Source organism: Roseixanthobacter psychrophilus, from assembly GCF_043195195.1.
Lineage (GTDB): Bacteria > Pseudomonadota > Alphaproteobacteria > Rhizobiales > Xanthobacteraceae > NCEH01.
This window is the reverse complement of sequence record NZ_JBAFWT010000026.1, coordinates 1-18,859: the sequence shown is the minus strand read 5'-3', so window position 1 is coordinate 18,859 and position 18,859 is coordinate 1. Positions and strand designations below refer to the sequence as shown.

15 protein-coding genes and 1 pseudogene are annotated in these 18,859 nt (G+C 61.8%); 5 read left to right on the top strand and 11 right to left on the bottom strand.

Going from position 1 to position 18,859, the window contains the following annotated elements:
- Window positions 1–198: 198 nt before the first annotated feature.
- Window positions 199–1,875 carry a thiamine pyrophosphate-binding protein gene (locus V5F77_RS19575; RefSeq protein WP_429007023.1) on the top strand — a complete coding sequence of 559 codons (1,677 nt, stop codon included), beginning with the start codon at window positions 199–201 and terminating at the stop codon, window positions 1,873–1,875.
- Between the two features lie 1,069 nt (window positions 1,876–2,944).
- On the opposite strand, the gene V5F77_RS19570 is transcribed toward V5F77_RS19575, so the two are convergent.
- Window positions 2,945–3,652, bottom strand: a complete 708-nt coding sequence (locus tag V5F77_RS19570) for a response regulator transcription factor (RefSeq protein WP_429007022.1) — start codon at window positions 3,650–3,652, stop codon at window positions 2,945–2,947.
- A gap of 10 nt (window positions 3,653–3,662) precedes the next feature.
- The gene (locus V5F77_RS19565; protein ID WP_429007074.1) at window positions 3,663–5,642 is read right to left on the bottom strand and encodes a sensor histidine kinase; all 1,980 of its coding nucleotides are present in this window, start codon (window positions 5,640–5,642) and stop codon (window positions 3,663–3,665) included.
- A gap of 728 nt (window positions 5,643–6,370) precedes the next feature.
- Here V5F77_RS19565 and V5F77_RS19560 point away from each other — a divergent pair.
- The 3 genes from V5F77_RS19560 (at window position 6,371) to V5F77_RS19550 (ending at window position 8,283) form a co-directional block, all read left to right on the top strand.
- Window positions 6,371–7,612 (top strand): tyrosine-type recombinase/integrase, encoded by a 1,242-nt coding sequence (locus V5F77_RS19560; RefSeq protein ID WP_429007021.1) that lies wholly within the window; start codon window positions 6,371–6,373, stop codon window positions 7,610–7,612.
- Entirely contained in the window at window positions 7,588–8,034 is a 447-nt protein-coding gene (locus V5F77_RS19555) for a hypothetical protein (protein WP_429007020.1), read from the top strand. Before V5F77_RS19560 ends, V5F77_RS19555 begins: the two co-directional genes overlap by 25 nt.
- Before the next feature lie 75 nt (window positions 8,035–8,109).
- Window positions 8,110–8,283 (top strand): hypothetical protein, encoded by a 174-nt coding sequence (locus tag V5F77_RS19550; protein WP_429007019.1) that lies wholly within the window; start codon window positions 8,110–8,112, stop codon window positions 8,281–8,283.
- A gap of 209 nt (window positions 8,284–8,492) precedes the next feature.
- Here V5F77_RS19550 and V5F77_RS19545 read toward each other — a convergent pair whose 3' ends face one another.
- The 8 genes and pseudogenes from V5F77_RS19545 to V5F77_RS19510 form a co-directional block, all read right to left on the bottom strand.
- Window positions 8,493–9,059 carry a terminase small subunit gene (locus tag V5F77_RS19545; RefSeq protein ID WP_429007018.1) on the bottom strand — a complete coding sequence of 189 codons (567 nt, stop codon included), beginning with the start codon at window positions 9,057–9,059 and terminating at the stop codon, window positions 8,493–8,495.
- Window positions 9,059–9,415 (bottom strand): hypothetical protein, encoded by a 357-nt coding sequence (locus V5F77_RS19540; RefSeq protein WP_429007017.1) that lies wholly within the window; start codon window positions 9,413–9,415, stop codon window positions 9,059–9,061. The genes V5F77_RS19545 and V5F77_RS19540 overlap by 1 nt, the downstream gene beginning before the upstream one ends.
- Window positions 9,399–11,786: a DUF927 domain-containing protein gene (locus tag V5F77_RS19535; RefSeq protein ID WP_429007016.1), complete on the bottom strand. Its 2,388-nt coding sequence runs from the start codon at window positions 11,784–11,786 to the stop codon at window positions 9,399–9,401. The genes V5F77_RS19540 and V5F77_RS19535 overlap by 17 nt, the downstream gene beginning before the upstream one ends.
- Before the next feature lie 91 nt (window positions 11,787–11,877).
- The gene (locus tag V5F77_RS19530) at window positions 11,878–12,243 is read right to left on the bottom strand and encodes a hypothetical protein (protein ID WP_429007015.1); all 366 of its coding nucleotides are present in this window, start codon (window positions 12,241–12,243) and stop codon (window positions 11,878–11,880) included.
- 2 nt (window positions 12,244–12,245) lie between these two features.
- Window positions 12,246–12,446 (bottom strand): helix-turn-helix domain-containing protein, encoded by a 201-nt coding sequence (locus V5F77_RS19525; RefSeq protein ID WP_429007014.1) that lies wholly within the window; start codon window positions 12,444–12,446, stop codon window positions 12,246–12,248.
- 442 nt (window positions 12,447–12,888) lie between these two features.
- Window positions 12,889–13,005 (bottom strand): annotated as a pseudogene (locus V5F77_RS19520) (integrase core domain-containing protein); the annotation flags it as partial.
- Window positions 13,006–13,394: 389 nt separating this feature from the next.
- Entirely contained in the window at window positions 13,395–16,376 is a 2,982-nt protein-coding gene (locus V5F77_RS19515; protein WP_429007013.1) for a hypothetical protein, read from the bottom strand.
- A gap of 380 nt (window positions 16,377–16,756) precedes the next feature.
- Entirely contained in the window at window positions 16,757–17,293 is a 537-nt protein-coding gene (locus V5F77_RS19510) for a hypothetical protein (protein WP_429007012.1), read from the bottom strand.
- Window positions 17,294–17,484: 191 nt separating this feature from the next.
- Between V5F77_RS19510 and V5F77_RS19505 the strand changes: the two genes are divergently transcribed.
- Entirely contained in the window at window positions 17,485–18,369 is an 885-nt protein-coding gene (locus tag V5F77_RS19505; protein WP_429007011.1) for a hypothetical protein, read from the top strand.
- Window positions 18,370–18,630: 261 nt separating this feature from the next.
- Here V5F77_RS19505 and V5F77_RS19500 read toward each other — a convergent pair.
- Window positions 18,631–18,859 (bottom strand): hypothetical protein (locus V5F77_RS19500; RefSeq protein WP_429007010.1); only part of this gene is annotated, 229 nt, incomplete at its 5' end.

Sequence of the window (18,859 nt, the reverse complement as noted above, 5' to 3'; positions counted from 1 at the left end):
GGCAGGAAAAGTGAAAAAGCTTGACCTATCGGCCGCACACGGCCCTGTGCGCGGGCCGGCTGGCTGGGAGGCTCGCCCGTGGCACCCTGAATCGGCTAGGATTGGCTGCATTCGCCCGGGGCCGGTCCCCCGCGCGGCCCGTCGTGGCCGTGGTTGCCCCTCCGACGCCCGCCGGGCGCCCCAAAGCGAAGTTTGTCCATGCCATCTGCCGAGAATGCTCCCTTCACCGGCGCCCGCCTGCTCGTCGCGCAACTCGCGCTGCACGGGGTGGACCGCATTTTCTGCGTTCCCGGCGAGAGCTATCTCGCAGTGCTCGACGCCTTGGTGGATGTGCCGCAGATCGCGGTCGTCACCTGCCGGCAGGAGGGCGGTGCGGCCATGATGGCGGAAGCCTATGGCAAGCTTACGGGACGGCCCGGCATCGCCTTCGTGACGCGCGGCCCCGGCGCTACAAATGCCAGCGCCGGCGTACATGTGGCCCATCAGGATTCGACGCCGCTGATCTTGTTCATCGGCCAGATCGAGCGTGCCGCCACCGGGCGCGGGGCGTTTCAGGAGGTGGATTATTCCGCCATGTTCGGCCCGCTTGCCAAATGGGCGGCGCAGATTGAGGACGGCGCGCGGATTCCCGAATTGGTCAGCCGGGCCTTCCACACCGCGACTGCCGGCCGTCCCGGTCCTGTGGTGCTGGCCCTGCCCGAGGACATGCTGATGGATGGCGTGGAACCGCAGGCGGCGCGCCCCTATCGGGCGGCGCAGGCGCATCTTGCACCCGAGGATGCACAGGAGATCGGTGGCGCCCTTGCTGCCGCGCAGCGCCCGGTTGTCATCGTCGGCGGGGGCGGCTGGTCGCAGGCGGCGAGCGCGGATGCCGGCGCTTTCGCGCAGGCCTGGGATCTGCCGCTGATCGCCGCGTTCCGCTGCAACGATTATATTGATAACGCCCATCCCAATTATGTCGGCAATCTCGGCCTCGGGCCCAATCCAGACCTGGTGGCGGCCGTGCGCGGGGCAGATTTGATCCTCGCGGTCGGCGCACGGTTCGGCGAGGTGACGAGCGCGGGCTATGGCCTGCTGGCCATTCCCGACCCGGCGCAAAATCTGATCCAAATCCATGCCGAGCCCGCCGAGCTTGGCCGCATCTACCAGCCGGACCTGGCCTATGTGGCCAATGCCACGTCCAGCTTCGCGCGCCTGAAGGCTCTGGAGGCGCCGGTTGCGCGCCCATGGGCCGGCGCGCGCGAAGCTTTGCGCAGCTCCTTCCTTGCCTGGACCACGCCGCCGGCCATTCCTGGCGCGCTGCAGATGGGCGCGGTGATGGAGGTGCTGCGGGCGCGGCTGCCGGCGGATGCCATTCTGGCCAATGGCGCGGGGAATTTCGCCATCTGGCCCAACCGCTTCCACCGATATTGCGGGTTTGGCACCATGCTGGCGCCCACCTCCGGCTCCATGGGCTATGGCCTGCCGGCGGCGGTGGCGGCAAAGCTGCAGTTTCCTGACCGCACGGTGGTCGCCTTTGTCGGCGACGGCGATTTCCTCATGACCGGACAGGAATTGGCCACGGCCATGAAGGAGGATGCGGCGATCGTCGTGCTGCTGGTCAATAACGGCATGTACGGCACCATCCGCATGCACCAGGAGCGCGAATATCCGCGCCGGGTCAGCGCCACCACCCTGGCCAATCCCGATTTCGTCCAATATGCCCGCGCCTTCGGCGCATATGGCGAGCGGGTGGAGCGGACGGAGGAATTCGAGCCCGCGCTCGACCGCGCGCTCGCCTGCGGCCGCAGTGCGATCCTGGAGCTGATGCTCGATCCCGACGTGCTCTCGCCCACTCTGACCATATCGGCGCTGCGAGCGAAGGCGGGCGCGTGAGCGCGGATGCCAGCTCCCGTGGCTGATCTGGAGCGTAGGCGTGTCGATGACGACCCGCTTTGCCGGGGGCAATTCGCGTCGCGCGGCGCCCCCGCGGTCACGCTGATGGTGTCCCCCGTCACCACCAGCGTGCCGCCCGCGGCGCCCCGACCCGCCGCGGAGGCCGTGCCGGACATTGAGGCGGCCTTATCGGACGCTCCAATGTCTCCGCCGGCCGTGGTTCCGGAGCTTGTCCCGCGCGAAGCGGAAAGCTTGCCGGAGACCTGAACCTGCCCGCCTCGCGCGGTCAGAAAGATGTGTCCGCCATTCACGGCTACCAGGGTCCGGTGCCGGTGGCTGGCTTGCCGATGGCGAACGCGCAGTCAGGGTCGGCGGGGCCGATATGAAACGGCCGCCGGCCACCGCGTCACGGCCTGCAGCCGAGTTGGGGCGCTGCACGCGGAATGACGATCAGGCCGCCCGATAAGACGATCGAAAGCTCGCGGGCCGACGCCGGCAGAAAGAGCGAAAAACCGTGAAGGCCCGCTAGCGAGAAAGGTCTGCGTCAAAAATACAACTCTGCGAGGCATGATGACCATCATGCGCGGAAACCGCGCAGTCGGCGTTCCGGAGCCCGGACACACTAAACAGCGTTTAATATTGATGGATTTCGTAGAGAGTCAATTATGAATTCATATTCTAGCGGTCCGAACAATTCTCGTTGCGCACGAAAGAATACATAACAATCTCATTTCATTTACGGATTAACTTATGATCGAAGATAAATAATAGAATTAGAACAAATAAAATTATGCAAAGGTGTGGCTGAAAATTCAGGCACTTGGCGGTGAGCGGCCGGGTTGGCAGGCGAGGACCACGGACGTTTCCGTTCGTGGATCGGCGCGCGCGAGACCGCATTTTGGTCAAGGCAAGCCGGTCCATTTTCCGTGCCGGGGCAGGACCGGGATTGTCAGGTCCCTGAGGAACAAATCTGGCCCGCGGCCCGCGAGGGCAGTTTGGGTCCAAGCCCAACCGGCGCTGCGTCGCGCGATCCGGATCTGCGCTTGAGGCGATGCGCACTGGGAGGATCTCAATCCTCCCGCACGACCGCCTGGGTGAAGACGTAACCGATGCCGCGCGCGGACGCGATCGGCAAGGCATCGCCTGCCTCAACTTCCACTTTCCGACGAAGCCGGAAGACCACGAGGTCCAGGCTGCGTCCGAGAGCGTCGGGCGAATATCGTTTGGCATCCACGAGCAGCTGCGCGCGCGGCACGGACTCGCCGGCGCGCGCGGTGAGCTGGTCCAGCAGGTGGTGTTCAGCGGCCGAGAGCGAAACCACGGCGCCCGCCGGGGAGATCAGGCTCCAGCGGGCGGTCAGGAACACCCATTGGCCAGGCGCGGGGCGCTCGGGCGCGGGCAGGTCCGAGCGGCCGCTGAGGCGCCGGTGCAGGTTGCGTATCAGCAACTCCAGTTCCTCCGGGTCCGCGGGCTTCGTCACATAATGGTCCGCGCCTACGGACAGGCCTTGGAGACGATCTTCCCGCTGCGCGCGGCCGGTAAGGATGATGATCCCCACGTTCATGCGCTCGCGCAGCTTTTCCGCTGTCTCGAAGCCGCTGAGGCCGGGGAGATTCACGTCGAGGATGATGACGTCCGCAGGCCGTGAGGCCATCTCGCGTTCGAGATGGCGTGCATCCCGGATGCCGCGCACCTTGAAGCCGGCGCCGGTGAGATAGGTCTCCAGACTGTCGCGCAGGTCGCCGTCATCTTCGATGATCAGGACATGGATTGCCATCGTCGCCTCGTCACTTGGTGTGCGCGCGTTGGGGCGCTTCCGCGGGCATGCGGACGGGCAGCCAGATCTCGAAGATGCTTCCGCCGGCCGGCGCCGCCGATAGGGTGATCCGTCCGCCGTGCAGATCGACGATCTGCTTGGCGAGATAAAGTCCGATGCCCGCGCCCGGACGCGCTCCGGCGGCCGAGGAGCGAAAATAACGCTCGAAGATTTCCTCGCGTTCCGTGGCCGGGATACCCTCGCCCTGGTCTTCGACCTGCAGGGAAATCCCGTCCGGGGCGGTGTGCAGGGAGACCAGCACGTTGCCCTCGGTATGTTTGAGGGCGTTGCCGATCACATTTTCGACTGCGGCGCGAAGCAGAACCGGGTCCGCTTCGATCACGGCGACGGCGCTGGTGGTGACCGCAATGGCCCTGGATGCGTTCGATGCCTGTTCGCTGCTGACTTCACGGAGCAGGAGGGCGAGATCCACGGGTTTTCGCTGTATCTGCATGGCGGTCTTGTCGAGCCATTCTTCCGCAAGGAAGGTATCGATCAGGTTCGACAGCCGCAGGGCGGCGCGAGAAATCTTGCGGGCCTCGTTGCGGAGCCGTTCCTCGGTCGAGGCGAGTCCGCGTTCGATGATCGCCACCGCTAGGCGCATGGTCGAGAGTGGGGTGCGGAATTCGTGACTGACCATGACCAGAAAATTGCGCTGCTCCTTGAGCGCCTTGTGCAAGGCCGTCTCGGCCCGCCGTCGGGCCTCGATCTCCGCGTTCAGGGCAACGGTGCGCTCCGCCACAGCACGTTCAAGCTGTCGCTCGTTGCGCTGGGAGGCCACGAGCAACCGGGCCTCCAGCCGCCTTCGCTCACGCGAGCCGGCGCGCATCGCCGAGGCGAGCCCAGCGAAGATGGCGCCCATGTGCAGCACGCCGATGGTCTGGTAACCCCATTCGGAGAATTGCGTCAGGGGTGCGAAACCCAGCGCCACAAGCGCGAACCAGACGGTCGCAAGCGAATAGCTGCCGAAGCCGACCAGGTACCACACCGCAGCCGGCTTGCGTTCCAGATATTGCTGGAACGCGAGGGCCGGAACCAGCAGGCTCAGCAGGAGGACGCCGAGGATCAGCGGCGGCGCCACCTGACCATAAAAGCCGAAAGCTGAGGCCACCATGCCAAGGCCGGCGAAACCGGCCATGCCGAGGACGAAGCCTGTGATGATGCGGGAGCGGCTGGGGACGCAGAAGATCGACCGGATCAGGAGGGCGCCCGTCATGATGGAGAGGCAGCCGATTACACCTTGGAGCCGAAGCACGTGCACCGGGTTCCAGGTGTTCAGCAGAACCGACCCGAAGCCGCTGTTGCCGAGGAAGACCAAGGCGGTTGCGCCGGCATAGGCGCCATACCAAAGGAAGGTCGGGCTGCGGAGCCAGGCGCCGAAGATCAGGGCCCCCGCCGAAGTGATTCCCGCCGCGCCGACCGCGAGCGACAGAAGCAGCACGCCGATGGTGAGATGCTGCAGCAGATCGGGCAGGCGCCAGAGCGTGAGCTTTGCGCTCAGGGATCTTGTGCCGGACAACCGTAGGTAGATGTCCGTGCGATCGTTCGGCTTGAGGTGCACCTGCGCCAGATAGGCATGGGTGAAGAGTTCGCGGCGCGCGGCGGGGACGAGGCTGCCGGTTTCCTTCCGGACGATCTCGATCTGGTTCGACGGCCCGAGGTCCGGCCCGTATACCTCGATCAGGTCAGTGTAGGGGGCGGTTATGGCCAGCCACCAGGCCTCACTCGCGTTGTGCGTCGATACGATAGAAAGGCGTAGCCACCAGGCCCCCTTGGGCGTGTAGCCGGCATTGAAATTTCCCGGCAACAACCTGAACTGAGCGTTCGGAGCGCTGACATCTGAAAGGGTCATGGTCCCTAAAGGATCATAGAGCGCTTCCAAATGCCCATAAGCTGCGATTTCCCGCGTGGTCTCCTCGGCCAGCAGCGGTTCTGCCTCCGCCCTCGGCACAACTGCGAGGCAATCTGATGCCAACAGCCCCAAAAATGCAAAAGCGAAAATAAATATTCGTACGAAAGCTACGCCAGAAGCGAGCTTAAAATTAATCAAATTTATTGTCCGGGTTCCAGACAAAAGAGAAGTCCTCAAGATCAGAAGGGAAATAATATTTGGAAAGATACATCTTGTCGTGACGTGCGGACTGTCTCGTCGGGTCGCCGGCGCGCCGACGCCGCGCCACCGTAGCGCCACCTAGCGCCTGCGACGTCAAAAAAATCCGGTATTTGGTAACCTTCCCTCAGAAATAATCCGGCTGGTCTGTCACACCACTGGGGTACGGCGTCAATGAAAGATTGCGTAAGTGTGCACGGCTTGTTGCGGGCTGCCAATCAAGCTCTGTGCCAAGCCAAGAAAGCAGGGCAAAACACGTATTGCGCCTTCGAAAGAGAGGCCGCCGAGTAGAAGATCCCGCTCACGCCCGTTGAGCTGGGTCGGGCAATCCGGACTATTCGGATGAGGTGGGCTCTCCGCCGCGCGGCATGTCCCGCAAAGCGTTGAAGAAGCTGGTGCCGGTTGAGGGCACCAAACTAAGGTTCATATCTGGCCGCCGATGTCGAAAAAGTATTTGAAAATAAACGATATTCTATAGACAGGGTCCTTGATCGTCCGCATGCATTCGCTACAATCCAGCTCCATTTTGTGGGCCGATTTGTGGGCTGTATTGTGGGCGGGGGGATCATATGGGGCAACTGACAGACCTGAAGGTTCGGAAGGCCGGTGCGGGAAAATTCGGGGATGGGGACGGACTCCAGCTTGTCGTCTCCGCTTCGGGGGCGAAAAAATGGATCTTCCGCTTCATGGTGGCGGGACGAGCGCGAGAGATGGGATTGGGGACCTATCCCGACGTGTCCCTTGCTGAGGCGCGGAATGCGGCTTTCGAAGCGCGCAAGCTGGTGGCGGAGGGCAGAGACCCCATCGAAGCGCGCCGCGAGGTGGAGCGGCAGAGGGAAACGGCTCTTATCCGCCTGCCAACCTTCGCGGATATCGCGGCGCTGGTAATCGCCGACGCCCAAGCCCAATCAACGAATGCCAAGGTACAGTATCAGTGGTCCCGCCATCTCGGCCCGGTGTTCTGCGGACCGCTTCTCGACCGGCCGGTGCGCGAGATCACCACTCTCGACGTGGCCGAGGTCCTGAAGTCGGTGTGGGAGGCAAAGCCGGAAGTCGCACGGAAGCTCCATCCAGCGATCCGCCGGGTGTTTGATCGCGCCCGGGTGGTGCTGAAGGCCAAGCACAACATTCAGATGCTGGAGAACCCTGCCAACTGGGTTGACTTGAAGGCACAGGGCTTCTCGCGACCCAAGGAGCTCTCCCGAGGGCGGCATCCATCGCTGCCGTACCCGAGAATGAAATCCTTCGTGCAGGCTTTGCGGGCGCGCGACGCAGCATCTGCACGGGCTCTTGAATTTTTAATCCTGACGAACGTGAGAACGGACACCGCCTTGAGGGCGGAGTGGCGGGAATTAGACTTGGTCGGCGCCGTTTGGTCGATCCCGCCCGCGAAGCTCAAAGATCGAATCCATCGAAAAGACCCCTTCCGCGTGCCGCTGGCTCCGCGCGTGATCGAGATCATTCAGGAAATGCGCCCGCTTGGAACCTCCGACTACGTGTTTCCGGGTCAGTCGTCGGGCCGACCCCTGTCGAACATGGCAATGGCCACGGTTATCCGACGCATGAATAACGTTGCGCCGCGCGAGGAGCGCTGGATCGATCCCGATCAGGACCGGCCGATCGTGCCGCATGGTTTCAGGGCGACGTTTCGCGTGTGGGCGGAGGAGGCGGGCAACTTCCGCAACGCGATCATCGAGGAAGCCATGGGGCATTCCGTCGGTTCAGCCGTGGAACGGGCCTATCGTCGAACGGACGTTCTTGAGCTGAGGCGGGAGCTCATGGACGCATGGTCGATGTTCTGCGCGCCATGAGGGACACCGGAGATCGATTGGGTGCCAGCGGCCCCGGCGAGGATCGGCCTCGTCACCTCGCCCGTGGGCCAAAGCACCGCGATCGGACGACCGATCCGACATGCATATCTGAGTGTGCTCCACGTTCCACTGCGATGTTCGTCGGGTCCGTGAGGTGCGCCAATCAGGATCTGAACACTTCTGACCAGCAGTCGATTGCGTTTGAGAAAGGGCTTGGGCTGCCACTCGACGCCCTTCAGGCCAGTTTCCATCTGAAATGTTTCGATTGGGCGATGCAGGTGGATCTGCAGGCCATCAAGCTTCTCTGCAGCCCGGTGGGCCTGCGCATCCGCCCCAATTGCGCAGCCATGATGGAAAGTGGAGGCTTTCGTCTCCTGCAGCAGCCGGATCAATGCATCCAGCTGTTCATCGCTCATCCCTAAGCGGGAACCAGTAAATCCGACATCCATGCAGCCGCCTCGTTCAGGTTCATTGGCAGGCCCTCAGGTGACAAGCCCGTGAGCGAGCGGATCGCCCTCCCATCCACGGTTAATTTTGAGAACGATCTTCCCTTACCGCTCTTCCGGGCGCCGGTCGATCATGCGGCCCGGCTTGAGTGCGCGGCCCTGAATCTCCTTGATCATAAGCGCCAACAGGTTCTCGATCTCAATCTGCGGCTTATGATTGAATAGGCTGAGGTGGCGGCCGAGGAGTCGGAGTGTTCGCTGCGGGGCTAGATAACGACCGAGCCACCTGAATCGGCTCAACCGCAAACTTGTCCCCGCACTTGCATTCCGGTATCCCTCGTTCTGTGGCCTTGGCCCGAGATTGCGTCAGGGGAACCGGCAACGGTTTGATTGGACGGCGCCCCTTCCCAAAGCTGCACCCACGTGACGAAGCATCACGCGTCCTCGGGTTCCAGGTCGATGGTCTGCACCGGCCTGATCGAAGTACCCTGGACGGATCGGATCAGGAGCGTCAGCGGATTTTCCGGCTCGCCTTGGAGCTTCAGCTTGTCGTTCAGCATGCCCATGTGGCGCATGAGAAGGGTCAAAGCCCCGAGCTTGTCCGCAAGGCGCAGCTTCTTCGCCGATCCGACCGGCACCCCGTCGGGATCTCGAATTTCCGAGACCTCAAGGTTCGCGATCGCCGCGGTGATGTTTGGCGACAAATCCTGGATCGGCTTCACCGTGCCGTCAGCGTTCAGAAGATCGCTGACGTTCGCAAACGCAACTGCGGCCACCTCCCGAAGGACGCGATCCATCGTGATCTCCACGCGCGCGGCACGTTGCGCCTGGCGCTTTGACACCGCCGCCGCAATGTCAGGTTTCGACAGGTTTTCCTCGCCGATCTGGCGTGCCGTGCGGCGGCTGTAGCCGGCCCGGATCGCCGCCTGCGTGGCGTTGAGATCCACCAGATACTCGTCGACGAAGCGCTCCTGGCGGGGCGTGAGGCATCGGCTCTTCATCAGCTGCACTCCGGTTTCACTGGCTTGAGATGGCCGGTCCGAGCGAGGAGCTCGAGGCGGCGCGCGACCCTGGCGATGATCCGTACGGTGTTCGGGCCAAGATCCAAGGTTTCGAGGGCCGAGAGCACTTCTGCATGCGCCCTGGGAAGACCACCATCATGCTCGGCGATGGCGGCGCGCTCTTCAAAGGCATCCAGCCTATCGGCGCTGATGGTGCCTGCCGTCTTCATGACCGCGTAACAGCCGTTAATGGCGTAACGGCCGGCAGTCTCAGGCGTAGCGTAAGCCGTATCGCTACGGGTCATGCGAGTGAAACCATCGAAGGCGGCAGAGAAGATGTCATTCAGGGAGGTCATCGGAACCTCCACCAAGCACAGCATCCGTGAGCACATAAAAGCGTCGCGGCCGACCGTCGACTGTCACATGGCAGGTATTTCCGTCTCTCCCGCGGCGGAGCATGTTGCGCTTCACCAGTGTCTTGGCGGCGAGCCGCGGGTCATGGCCTTTGATGACCTCCGCGTGCCACGTCTCCTTGGGGATTAGCCATTCCCGCCGCCCCTCGTGCTCCCGGCGGAATCCCAGGCGATTGAGAGCCGGTCGCTCGGGAACATCGCAGCCCAGCGGATCAAAACGGCTATCGCCGAAGCGCTCGATGAGCTCGCAGACCTGGGACACCACGGCGCGTTCCTCGTAAGGCTCCGTGCCGCCGCGGGTGTCCAACCACGCATCGAAACAGGTCTTCGCCGCCGCAATCGCGCTCCCTTGCTCCCACGGCGCGATACCAAACCCGATGGCCATTTCGCCCGCCACGGCGACCACAGCGAAGCGATCGGCGGCCCGGAGCACCTGGCCATCTGCACCCCGCGGGGCCAGGAGGCGCTGGATCTTCTTCACCTGAGACGCGGCTTCCCGCGTCACCGTGTCGGTGCCCCCCTCGATCAGGCAGTCGATGAAAGACAGGCCAGCCGATCCATAAGCTGATTGGGCCGCGGCCTTGATAGCGTCGGCGAGGTCCTTCGCACTTGCGGCGGATCCTGCATTATCGAACGAGCCAAAGCCCTTGCCGGCGTCCGCTGGGATATCCAGGAATCGCACGGCCTGACCGGCCATGACCTTCTGATTGGCCTCCGCGAGTTTGGCTGAAAGCGGCATCTCGCCAGTGGAGAGGATCTGGATGCGCCATTCGGCCGGCTGTCGCAGGCTGCCGCCGTGGCTCGCACGCGTTTTGCCAGTGCCGCCGCTGAGCAGATACGTCGCCGAGGAGATTTCGCGCGGGTCTCCCAAGCCGAGCTCATCGAGCGGCAGGCACGTGTCGCAATGTGCGACCGCTGCCCCCTCCAGCCCGTTCGTCGTGGCGCGCCAGGCGCGGATGAAGCCCGGTGTCGCCCCCTTGCCGTAGACCGAGGCGGCCGCAGCCAGGGCGGTACTCTTGCCGGTGGAGGAGCCGCCGAAAAGATTGATGCCACCGCCTTCCATCCCCAGCAGATGCAGGAGCGGACCGGCAAATGCGGCCGACACCATGAACATATGGCGGTGATGGCCCGTAACGAGCTGACCGACGCCATTGCGCCATTGCTCAAGAGAACCGCGCATCTCCATTGGAGCCCGGACACCGCCGATCGCCATGACCTTTTCGCCGGTCGGCTCGCCGATCGTGCGATCACCAAGAACAAAACACAGGGTGTCGCGCACCCGCTGCCAGCCGGTCCGCGCGACCACGGTCGCGGTTTCATGGATCTTGGTGCGGTTGAGATAGTCCGCCAGAAGCGACGCGGCTCCATGTCCGGTGGCAATCCACAGACCCTTGTCAGCCAGATGCTGGCAAAGAAGACGCGGCTCGCCGTGAACCTGGCTGTCCAACACGATCTCAGTCCTCTCGCGGCTATCTTCGTCGCGCCAACGCACCAAGCGTCCCCGACCATTGCCGTCCGGATCACGGCACCGGCCGATGATCTCGAAGGGACCGCAGACGAGCACTTCCTCTTCGGTGGCCTTTTCACCTGTCCCGTGGACCACGGTGGCAAACAGGCCCTCGGCGCCCATCTTGAAGCGACCGAAGGAACGCATAAGCCTGTTCTGCCGGGCGGCAGACGTATGCAGGGCGATCAGGCTCTTCAGAGCGGCAATGTCCTGCCATTCGGCGGCGGCATCGGCAATGTCCCAGCCCTTCGGAGCTGAGCGTTCGCCGCCCTCGGGAGCCATGGCAGCGACCGCACGCGCGTTCACCAACTGGATCGTCTCCACCTCCGCCAAGGTGAGCTCGTTGATGAGCCCCATCGCCGCAGCATCACCGGGCTCGTCCGCATCTGGAAAAATGGTAACGCGCCTGCGCCCGGAGAGAGGGCTCCAGTCGGTGCGCCGGGTCGCGCTGGCGCCGCCGCACCAGGTGATTACGACGTGATCGGAGAACAAGGGACGCGCGGCTTCCGCGCATTTCTCGCCTTCCACAATGAGCACACCCGCGTCGGGCCGCGCCGCGAGAAGGTCCAAACCGTAGAGGGGACGCTTTGGCACCTGGAGGCCGATGACATAGCCTTCGCTGCCATCGGCCTTCCGTTGCCAGCTCATGGGACGGATGTCCTTGGGGCGCCCCACGCGGTCTCGGCGGACAACGTGAAAGAGCGGCTGAGCCTCGGCATCCCTGTAAGTCCAGATCTCGTTCGGCATGCCGCGCATCAGGCGCTTTGCTGCCGCGCGCGCATCTTCGGCCTGGTCCGGGATCGGCATAATGGTCAGCGGCTTACCCGCTGCCGGCGCAACGGTCGGAACATTGACGGCGATCTCGTGCTCGGCTTCCGTCAGCGGTGCGAAGGAAAGGTCAGCGGTCATTATGCCCTCCCAACATTTTGGCGAGACGGCGCGCTGCTTCCGATTGAGAGACACCCGCGAGAAACGCGGCGAGGCTGATGACGTCGCCGCCCGTCTCCCCCGTGGCGAAATCCGCCCAGGCCCCGGCACGTGCACCGCGCAGGCGGACCTTGAAGGAGCCCGGCGAGCGGTCATTGCGCTTAGGATTGCGGGCGACATATTCATCGCCAACGGTGCGGCCCTCCGGGAGCCACCGGCTCAGCAGGGCGGGCAGGAGCCGAAGCGCCGAAGCGTTGACGTCAGTGAAGTTGATCGGCTGGGCGCTTGGACCGATGGGAGAGCCAACATAGAGGTGGGAGATCATTGGCGCGTGCATGGTCAACCCTCCCCATAGATCAGGCGGTCCATGTCTTCGGCGAGCACGAGACGCCGCCCCGCGATCTTCACATCCCGCAGCTTGCCCTGCTTGAGGAGGTTATAGATCGTGCTTCGGCCGATGCCGTACTGGTCAGCGGCATCTGGAATCCGCAACGCCTTGCGGGCGGGAGAAGAGAGGGATGGGGAAGAAATGTTGTGCATTTCGGTCAACTCCAAAACGAGGAGTCGCCTGCTCAACGAGCAGCTTCCTTAGCATCTTAGGAAGGCCGCACATCCGAGGTGTGCAGCTCAGCACACGAGACATGAAGCTTCCCCGCCAGGGAAGCCGCACGTCATACGCGGCCGACAAAGTGAACCCTACAAATGCACGAACGATCATGCAAGAGGGTGGACGCAAGATATTGTGTTTACGCTGCCAACCAATCTGGATGTGGTGGCTCATCAGCCCCCATCGCACCTTCGCCCATGCATGAGCCGGTGATTATTTTCCGAAACGGCGTGGACCTGCATGCGTCAGACGCATCGTTCGGCACTGCCGTGAAGTGCAGTGGAACGCCATCAGCCTTACGAATCGCGTGGCGATGGTGACCGGCAATGCCCAAGGTGTCGGACAAGAGGTGCGCAATCCAGGTCTTGGCTAACGGGCAAGCGAGGAGAAGGCGTGCTCGTTGAGGCACTCATCCCGCAGGCGGCCGTTGAAACTCTCCACGAAGGCATTCTGGATCGACTTGCCCGGCGCGATGGAATGCCATTCGATGGCGGTCTCCGGCATCGCTTCTGGCGCAAAAGACGGGTGATGACCGATAGCGGCCCCTCGACTGCTCTTTCAGCGACGTCCGCTTTGCGCCCCCATTCCGGACGTTGACGGGATCCGCTAAGGTGCTCGAACGCGGACATTCATCCATCCAGTAGGGCGCGCATTCGCATTGGCCGTTAGCTTCGTCGCATCGGACGAGGCTGGCTGGATCACGGGCGAAGCCGCGATCTTCGCTAGCGGCGCAGGCATGGGATCATGCGAAATGGTTCGACTGGCAATAACGGGGTCGAACCAGGACATTGGCGGAATGTTAGTCGCCGAAAGGGGACGGGGCGGCTGGGTTCGATTCCGATTGAAGACAACCCAGCCGCCCCGACCAGCAATCAAGCCGGTCACTCGTCATTGTCGAATTCGATTTCGCGCAGTGCCTTTCGGGCGTCGGCACTTCGTTTCTCGGTGAGGATCGAGCGATCCAAGGAGCGCGTCTGTTCCGCAGCAAACTTCTCGACGGCGTCGCCTTCTTCCAGCCATGGTTGGATCAGTGCCTTCTTCGCTCGAAGCGTCTCGACGAAGCCGAATTCACCGTGAACAACGCCGGTGTTGCGAATGCTTCGCGCCACACCGTCTTCGACCATCTCGTCGTCGGGAAACGTTCTGAGCAAGGCCTTTAGAACGCCATGCGTGGTCTCTTCCCCGTGGTAGTTCGTCATCACCGCGACGACAAACTTTGCATCCTCCGGTCGACCTTTCGCGATCTCCGCCAGCAGCGTGTCCGCGAACGCTTCCGTCATCGTCGGGAAGGCCGCGGCCAGAACACGGCCTCCGCGATAGCTGAACAATCTGGAGTTCGTCTCGAACCATCCGCGAGCTTTCGCTGTGGCGAGTCCCGGCTCTGACGCCAGCGGTGCGTTGAGATGATGAAGCCGGTGCGGCACGGCATCGTAGCGCATCCCTTCGACGCTATTTCCATGATGTTCGAGGCGACGTCCGAAATAGTCCCAGACGAGGTCGAGGTGTGTTGCGGCAACATATGAAAGAACGCGGTCGACATTGTAGACGACTTCTGGAACCTCAAGAAGGCTGTCGAGAATGAGCAGCGCGTCCACGGTCTCCAGGGTCCGAAAGAAGGCCGTCGAGTGCGGAAGGAAGGCGATGCGCACCCACCGTGAATCCTTGACTTCGATCAGATATCGGATTGCGGGACGGAAGAACTCCTCGTGGGGAGGCGTTCCTTCTGGAAAGTTACGCATCGCGAACATCATGCATTCGGCGATGGTCGGCCGGTCGTCATCCTCGATCGCTCGGTCTAGGAGCCGGAGCAGGATGTGAGGGGCGTCGGGCTTAGAAGATCCCCAGTGCGCCGCGATCGGCCAGAGGTGACCGGGCATTTGCAAAAACCTGTCGATTATCTGACCATATACCGTTTGGTCTCCGGCCTTGAAAAGACCGTTCAGGAAGGCGGCAAGAAAGCGGAGGAGGTCGCCGGTTGCATGCTCGAGGACAAACTCCGCGATGTCTGGCGACCTTTGAGACAATCTTTCAAGGAACCTCGCGAATCGGGGAAAAGTCGCCAGGTCGTTCGATTTGGTCGCTGCGCATCGCTCAAGAAAAACAAGCCACAAGTCCTGCGTTTCTGCGGACACTTCGGCGAGCATGGATTCGAGCTGCTCATCTCTGTAGGACTCGACACGTTCAAGATCGGATTCGCTGTCTTCCCACTGCCACGGCATGACACCGTCGAATCCTATGAGGATTTTGTACCGGGAGTATGTCCCGTCGTTGTTCAATCTTTCCCGCAGTTCGAGAATTGCCTCTTTCAAAGCTGCCGCCTGAACTCTGCACTTAAAGGGGTCGTTCTCTGCGACGAGCTCGGATGCGCGGTAATAGGAGTAGAGCGCCGCGTGCTCGATCGTCTCACGCAGCTCGTAAGACATGTCTTCGGCTCGCTCGCTGAAAAACTTGATGATCTGCAGATGGTCAGTGAGGCTCTCGCGCATGAATTCGGCACTAGGGCCATTGCGACCAGATCGCGTGGCGTTATCCAGGGCATGAAAAATCTCGCGCCGGTCGCCATCGGTCTCGGCACTCTCGTACATCGTGAACAGCGCGGAAATAGCGCGCTGTCGGAGTTCGCGAACCTCCTTCACCGGCACCTCGCCGGAGTTCAGCGAAACGGTGTTCGCCGACCATGTACTCGATGTCGCTTCGGCGTCGAGGAGGCTCTTCCAGAACTCGACGATGATCGGGCGGACGTCGCGCTCGACGAGAGCTGGGTCGCCAACGAATTCCGCCAGCCGGTATTGAACTTCAGGCCCGACCTGCTCCCAAACTCCAAGGTGATAGCCGGCCAGTTGGCCGACGATTTCTATGATGCGTTTTTGACGTCGCTCGTCGGATTCCTGAGGAAAGATCCGCTTCAACGCAAGGAATGACTGTTCGACCGCCGCGTACTTGTGGGCTTCGATAAGGTCGATCACCGCATCGACGATTTGTTCGGCGTCATACCCGGCGAATGATCCGAACGTCCCGTCAATCGGCTTCGTCGCCGTGGCGCGAGCTTTTTCGCTGGCCTCGACGATCGCTTCCAGAACCTCCGGGAGGATCGATGGAACGTCGTCATATAGAGGAAGAAGATCGTCTGCGAGCGACCGAAGGAGTTCGTGGCGTTGGTTGTTGTCTTCAGCCTTCTTCAAGGATTCGAGAACGTTCTGATCGAACAACATCTTGCCGGCTACAAGGCGCTCGTAGTCCTGCTGCACCCGTTGAAATTCGTAACCTGCCGGAACCAGATATTTGTCCATGATGCGGTTGAACCGCTTTCTTATCTGTTCAAGGGCTTCGTTCCCGAAGCCCTCTCGACCATCTGCCTTGTAGACGATGTCGTGCGACGTCTCCGCCCACGCGTGAATCAGAATTGTCTGAATCTGAACCTCGCAGCGCAATCCCGCGAACGCTCGGTACTCCGGCAGGGCCAGGCGAGCTGCATTCAATGAAACGGTGTAGTGGATTGCCTGGTACCGGACCTCGCCATTCTCCTCCACAGGATGGTGTATTTTGGTGGCGTTCCGATCTACGTCGAAATTGTCGAACACGACGCTGGAATTGATGAAGCGGTTGACTTCGCCGTTTGTATAGAAAATCAAACGTACGCCAGCGAGGTCCCTACGCAAGGAAGCGATATCGGGAGCGTCGAGATTTCCGGCCTCCTGAAGACGCTTGCGGAGACTAGCGGGCGTCTTCGCTCGAGCCTGGATCGATTGCGGCCGAGGAAGACCGTCCTCCGCGCCGATCGCGTTTTCGAGAACTTGCCTGACGGTATCGGCAAAGGCTTGGTACCTGTTGAACTCTGAGCGCTCGTAATCGTCGAAGTTCACCGCGCCCCCCACTTTCTGTTATTATACCGTTCCTTTAAGCTGGACGCCATCGCCACGTTCGGTGCCGGCCCCGCTTCGGGATAATTTCCGCTACGCGCCGCCATTCCGGCCGCCCAGCTGGGCTGGCCGCGTGCACAGAAGCAGCCACGTCCCAGGGACGGTGGTTCAGCGCAGGAGCGCCTTCAGGCCGACGCAAGCACCCGACCTTAGGGCGATCCGCGGCTGGTAGACGAGCGCCAGTTGATCGTCCGCGGCCAGCGCCGCCAAGGCCGGCGAAGAGGTTGTGCCGGATTCCGAACTGCACGCTGGCATAGCAGTCGATGATGCGCGACCCCGAGGTCCGTGCAACTCGAATTGTTGTTACCGAGAAGAGTAATCGCTCAGGTTCTGTCGGCCGGTTTGGGCAGAAGCTGTTCTAGCTTATCTTTGAAGTCCGCCGATCCCTTCAGCTCGCGGTGCAGTTTGTCGAGACCTTTTGATTTCAGAGTCTCACAGTGGTTCTTTGTCGAAGCATCGAATATGCGTCCGGTGAGTGCGTCGATTTTCAATCCACGCTCATAGTCGTGACCGTGGAGGGGTGACGGGAAGTTGTCGGCATCGTTTTTGTGGAAGCGCCACTTGTAGCCGCTGCCTTTGACGGTCTTCTCGTCGAGACGACGCAAGGCGCCAGTCAGGATCTCGACAGCATCCTCGTCAGATTCGAGGACGAGCAGGACCTCTGGTGCGACGTCCTTGTATTCCGGCAGCCGCTTGAGCCCGTTCACGAGATCGACGACGGGCTGAAACCAACTGTCGTCGTTGACGGCATAGCTGAAGTTGATGGTTACGGTGTGCTTGCCGTCGCGACACTCGTGAGTCGCGATCGTCTCGCCGTCGAAGACGAGCTTGTCATTGTCTATGGCGATCGTTTTAGCCATAGGGCGATCATAGGCATCCGACACCGTTCTGAGAAGCCGGTCAGAACATGCGTGCTGCTGTTCAAAGCGGCGATTTCGCGGAGGTTCCCCTCGAGGCTTGGCACAACACCGTAACGTTGTAGGATTGTTTACGGTACTCGAGCGCTCCCCCAAGATCCGTTCGCTGCGCGACCCTTCGGTCAGGTTCACAGATGAAGAAGCCTTCTCCAAAGCTGACCTATACCGACGCTATGGAGACACTGCTCCAGGCGATCGACGCAGCTCCGATCGCATCCGACCACCCCATCTTCAAGAAGCAGGACGACAAGGAGTTCTACGAGACCCAACTCATGTTCTCGTACCGGAAGCAGCAGGCCGCTCAGCACCACATCGACAACATCAGCACCATGCTGAAGACGGCGAAAGCGGACGCGACTAAGAGAGCGAAAGCCGCGGCGGCCAAGAAGCATCCCGAGAACGTCGTGACCTCATCGGCCTCAATGACGTGGTCCTCGGAAGCATATATCCACGAGTTGTCTGCCTTCCTCGCCGCGATCAGGTCCGGGCTCGACTTCCTCGCTATCGCAGCGGGTCGCACCATGAAGGGCATCGTCAATCCCTCCATGCACACCCTAGAGGGCCTCGAACCGAAGCCACATCACGGTCTCGTTATCCACGTCGTCAAAGCCCACGCGGCTTGGCTCAAGGAGCTCCGCGAGTACCGCGACGAAGTCGTCCACCGCCTCGTCGTCCAGGCCCCCGTCTCGGGCTGGCTGGTGTCAGGGAAGGGGAAGACCTCGACGGTCATCATTCCTGTCGTGGTCCCCCAGGCGACACCGAAGCGTGGCTACGATACCCGACGCTCCAGGACGATGGAAAGCGATCTGCCGGTGGGCCTGAGCCGTTCCGAATGGCACGCCTCCGATACCTATGACGATGGCACCACCGAGAACATCGAGCACAAAATCTGCTACGAGCCTGCCGATGGATATATCCTGATTGCCAAGTTCATGGCGCACCACATCGCAGAATATCGGAAATTTTCGGCCGAGATGTTTGCGGCGATCGCTGCCAGCGGATTCGGGAGCGTGTTATGACCACGCCCGAGGAAGCTTTCCACCGTCAGTCCTATTGAAAACAAGACTGCAGCCAAGTTCGAAGACGGGTCGACATCGGACGGTAGCGAACGGCCACTTTACCGGTCAGCCTGCACCAAACCGGTCGTTCTCCTTTCGGCCCCAAAAGTGCCGGTCTGCAATGCGCCCCCAACTCGGTCGTTCAGCCGGTCGACGTCAGATCCCGAAAGCGGACATCAGCGAGTTGGGGCACACTGGCACCTTTGCGCCACTTTCGGACATTCAAACTTTGCCTGAAAGCGGACATTCGTTCATTGGTGTGGCTTGGAGCATCTCCTGGCAATCGAACTTGGTGAACGTCTTACGCGAAGATCCGCCAGCCGAATCGATGCATTCGCGAGCCTCTGCGTGCAAACGCCGGACACGGTAGAGCCGTCCGTGCTCAGTCAGAGAAATGCGACTGCGAAAGCCCATAATCCGTGGTGATGTGGTGCCGTGCCAGCGCATGGAG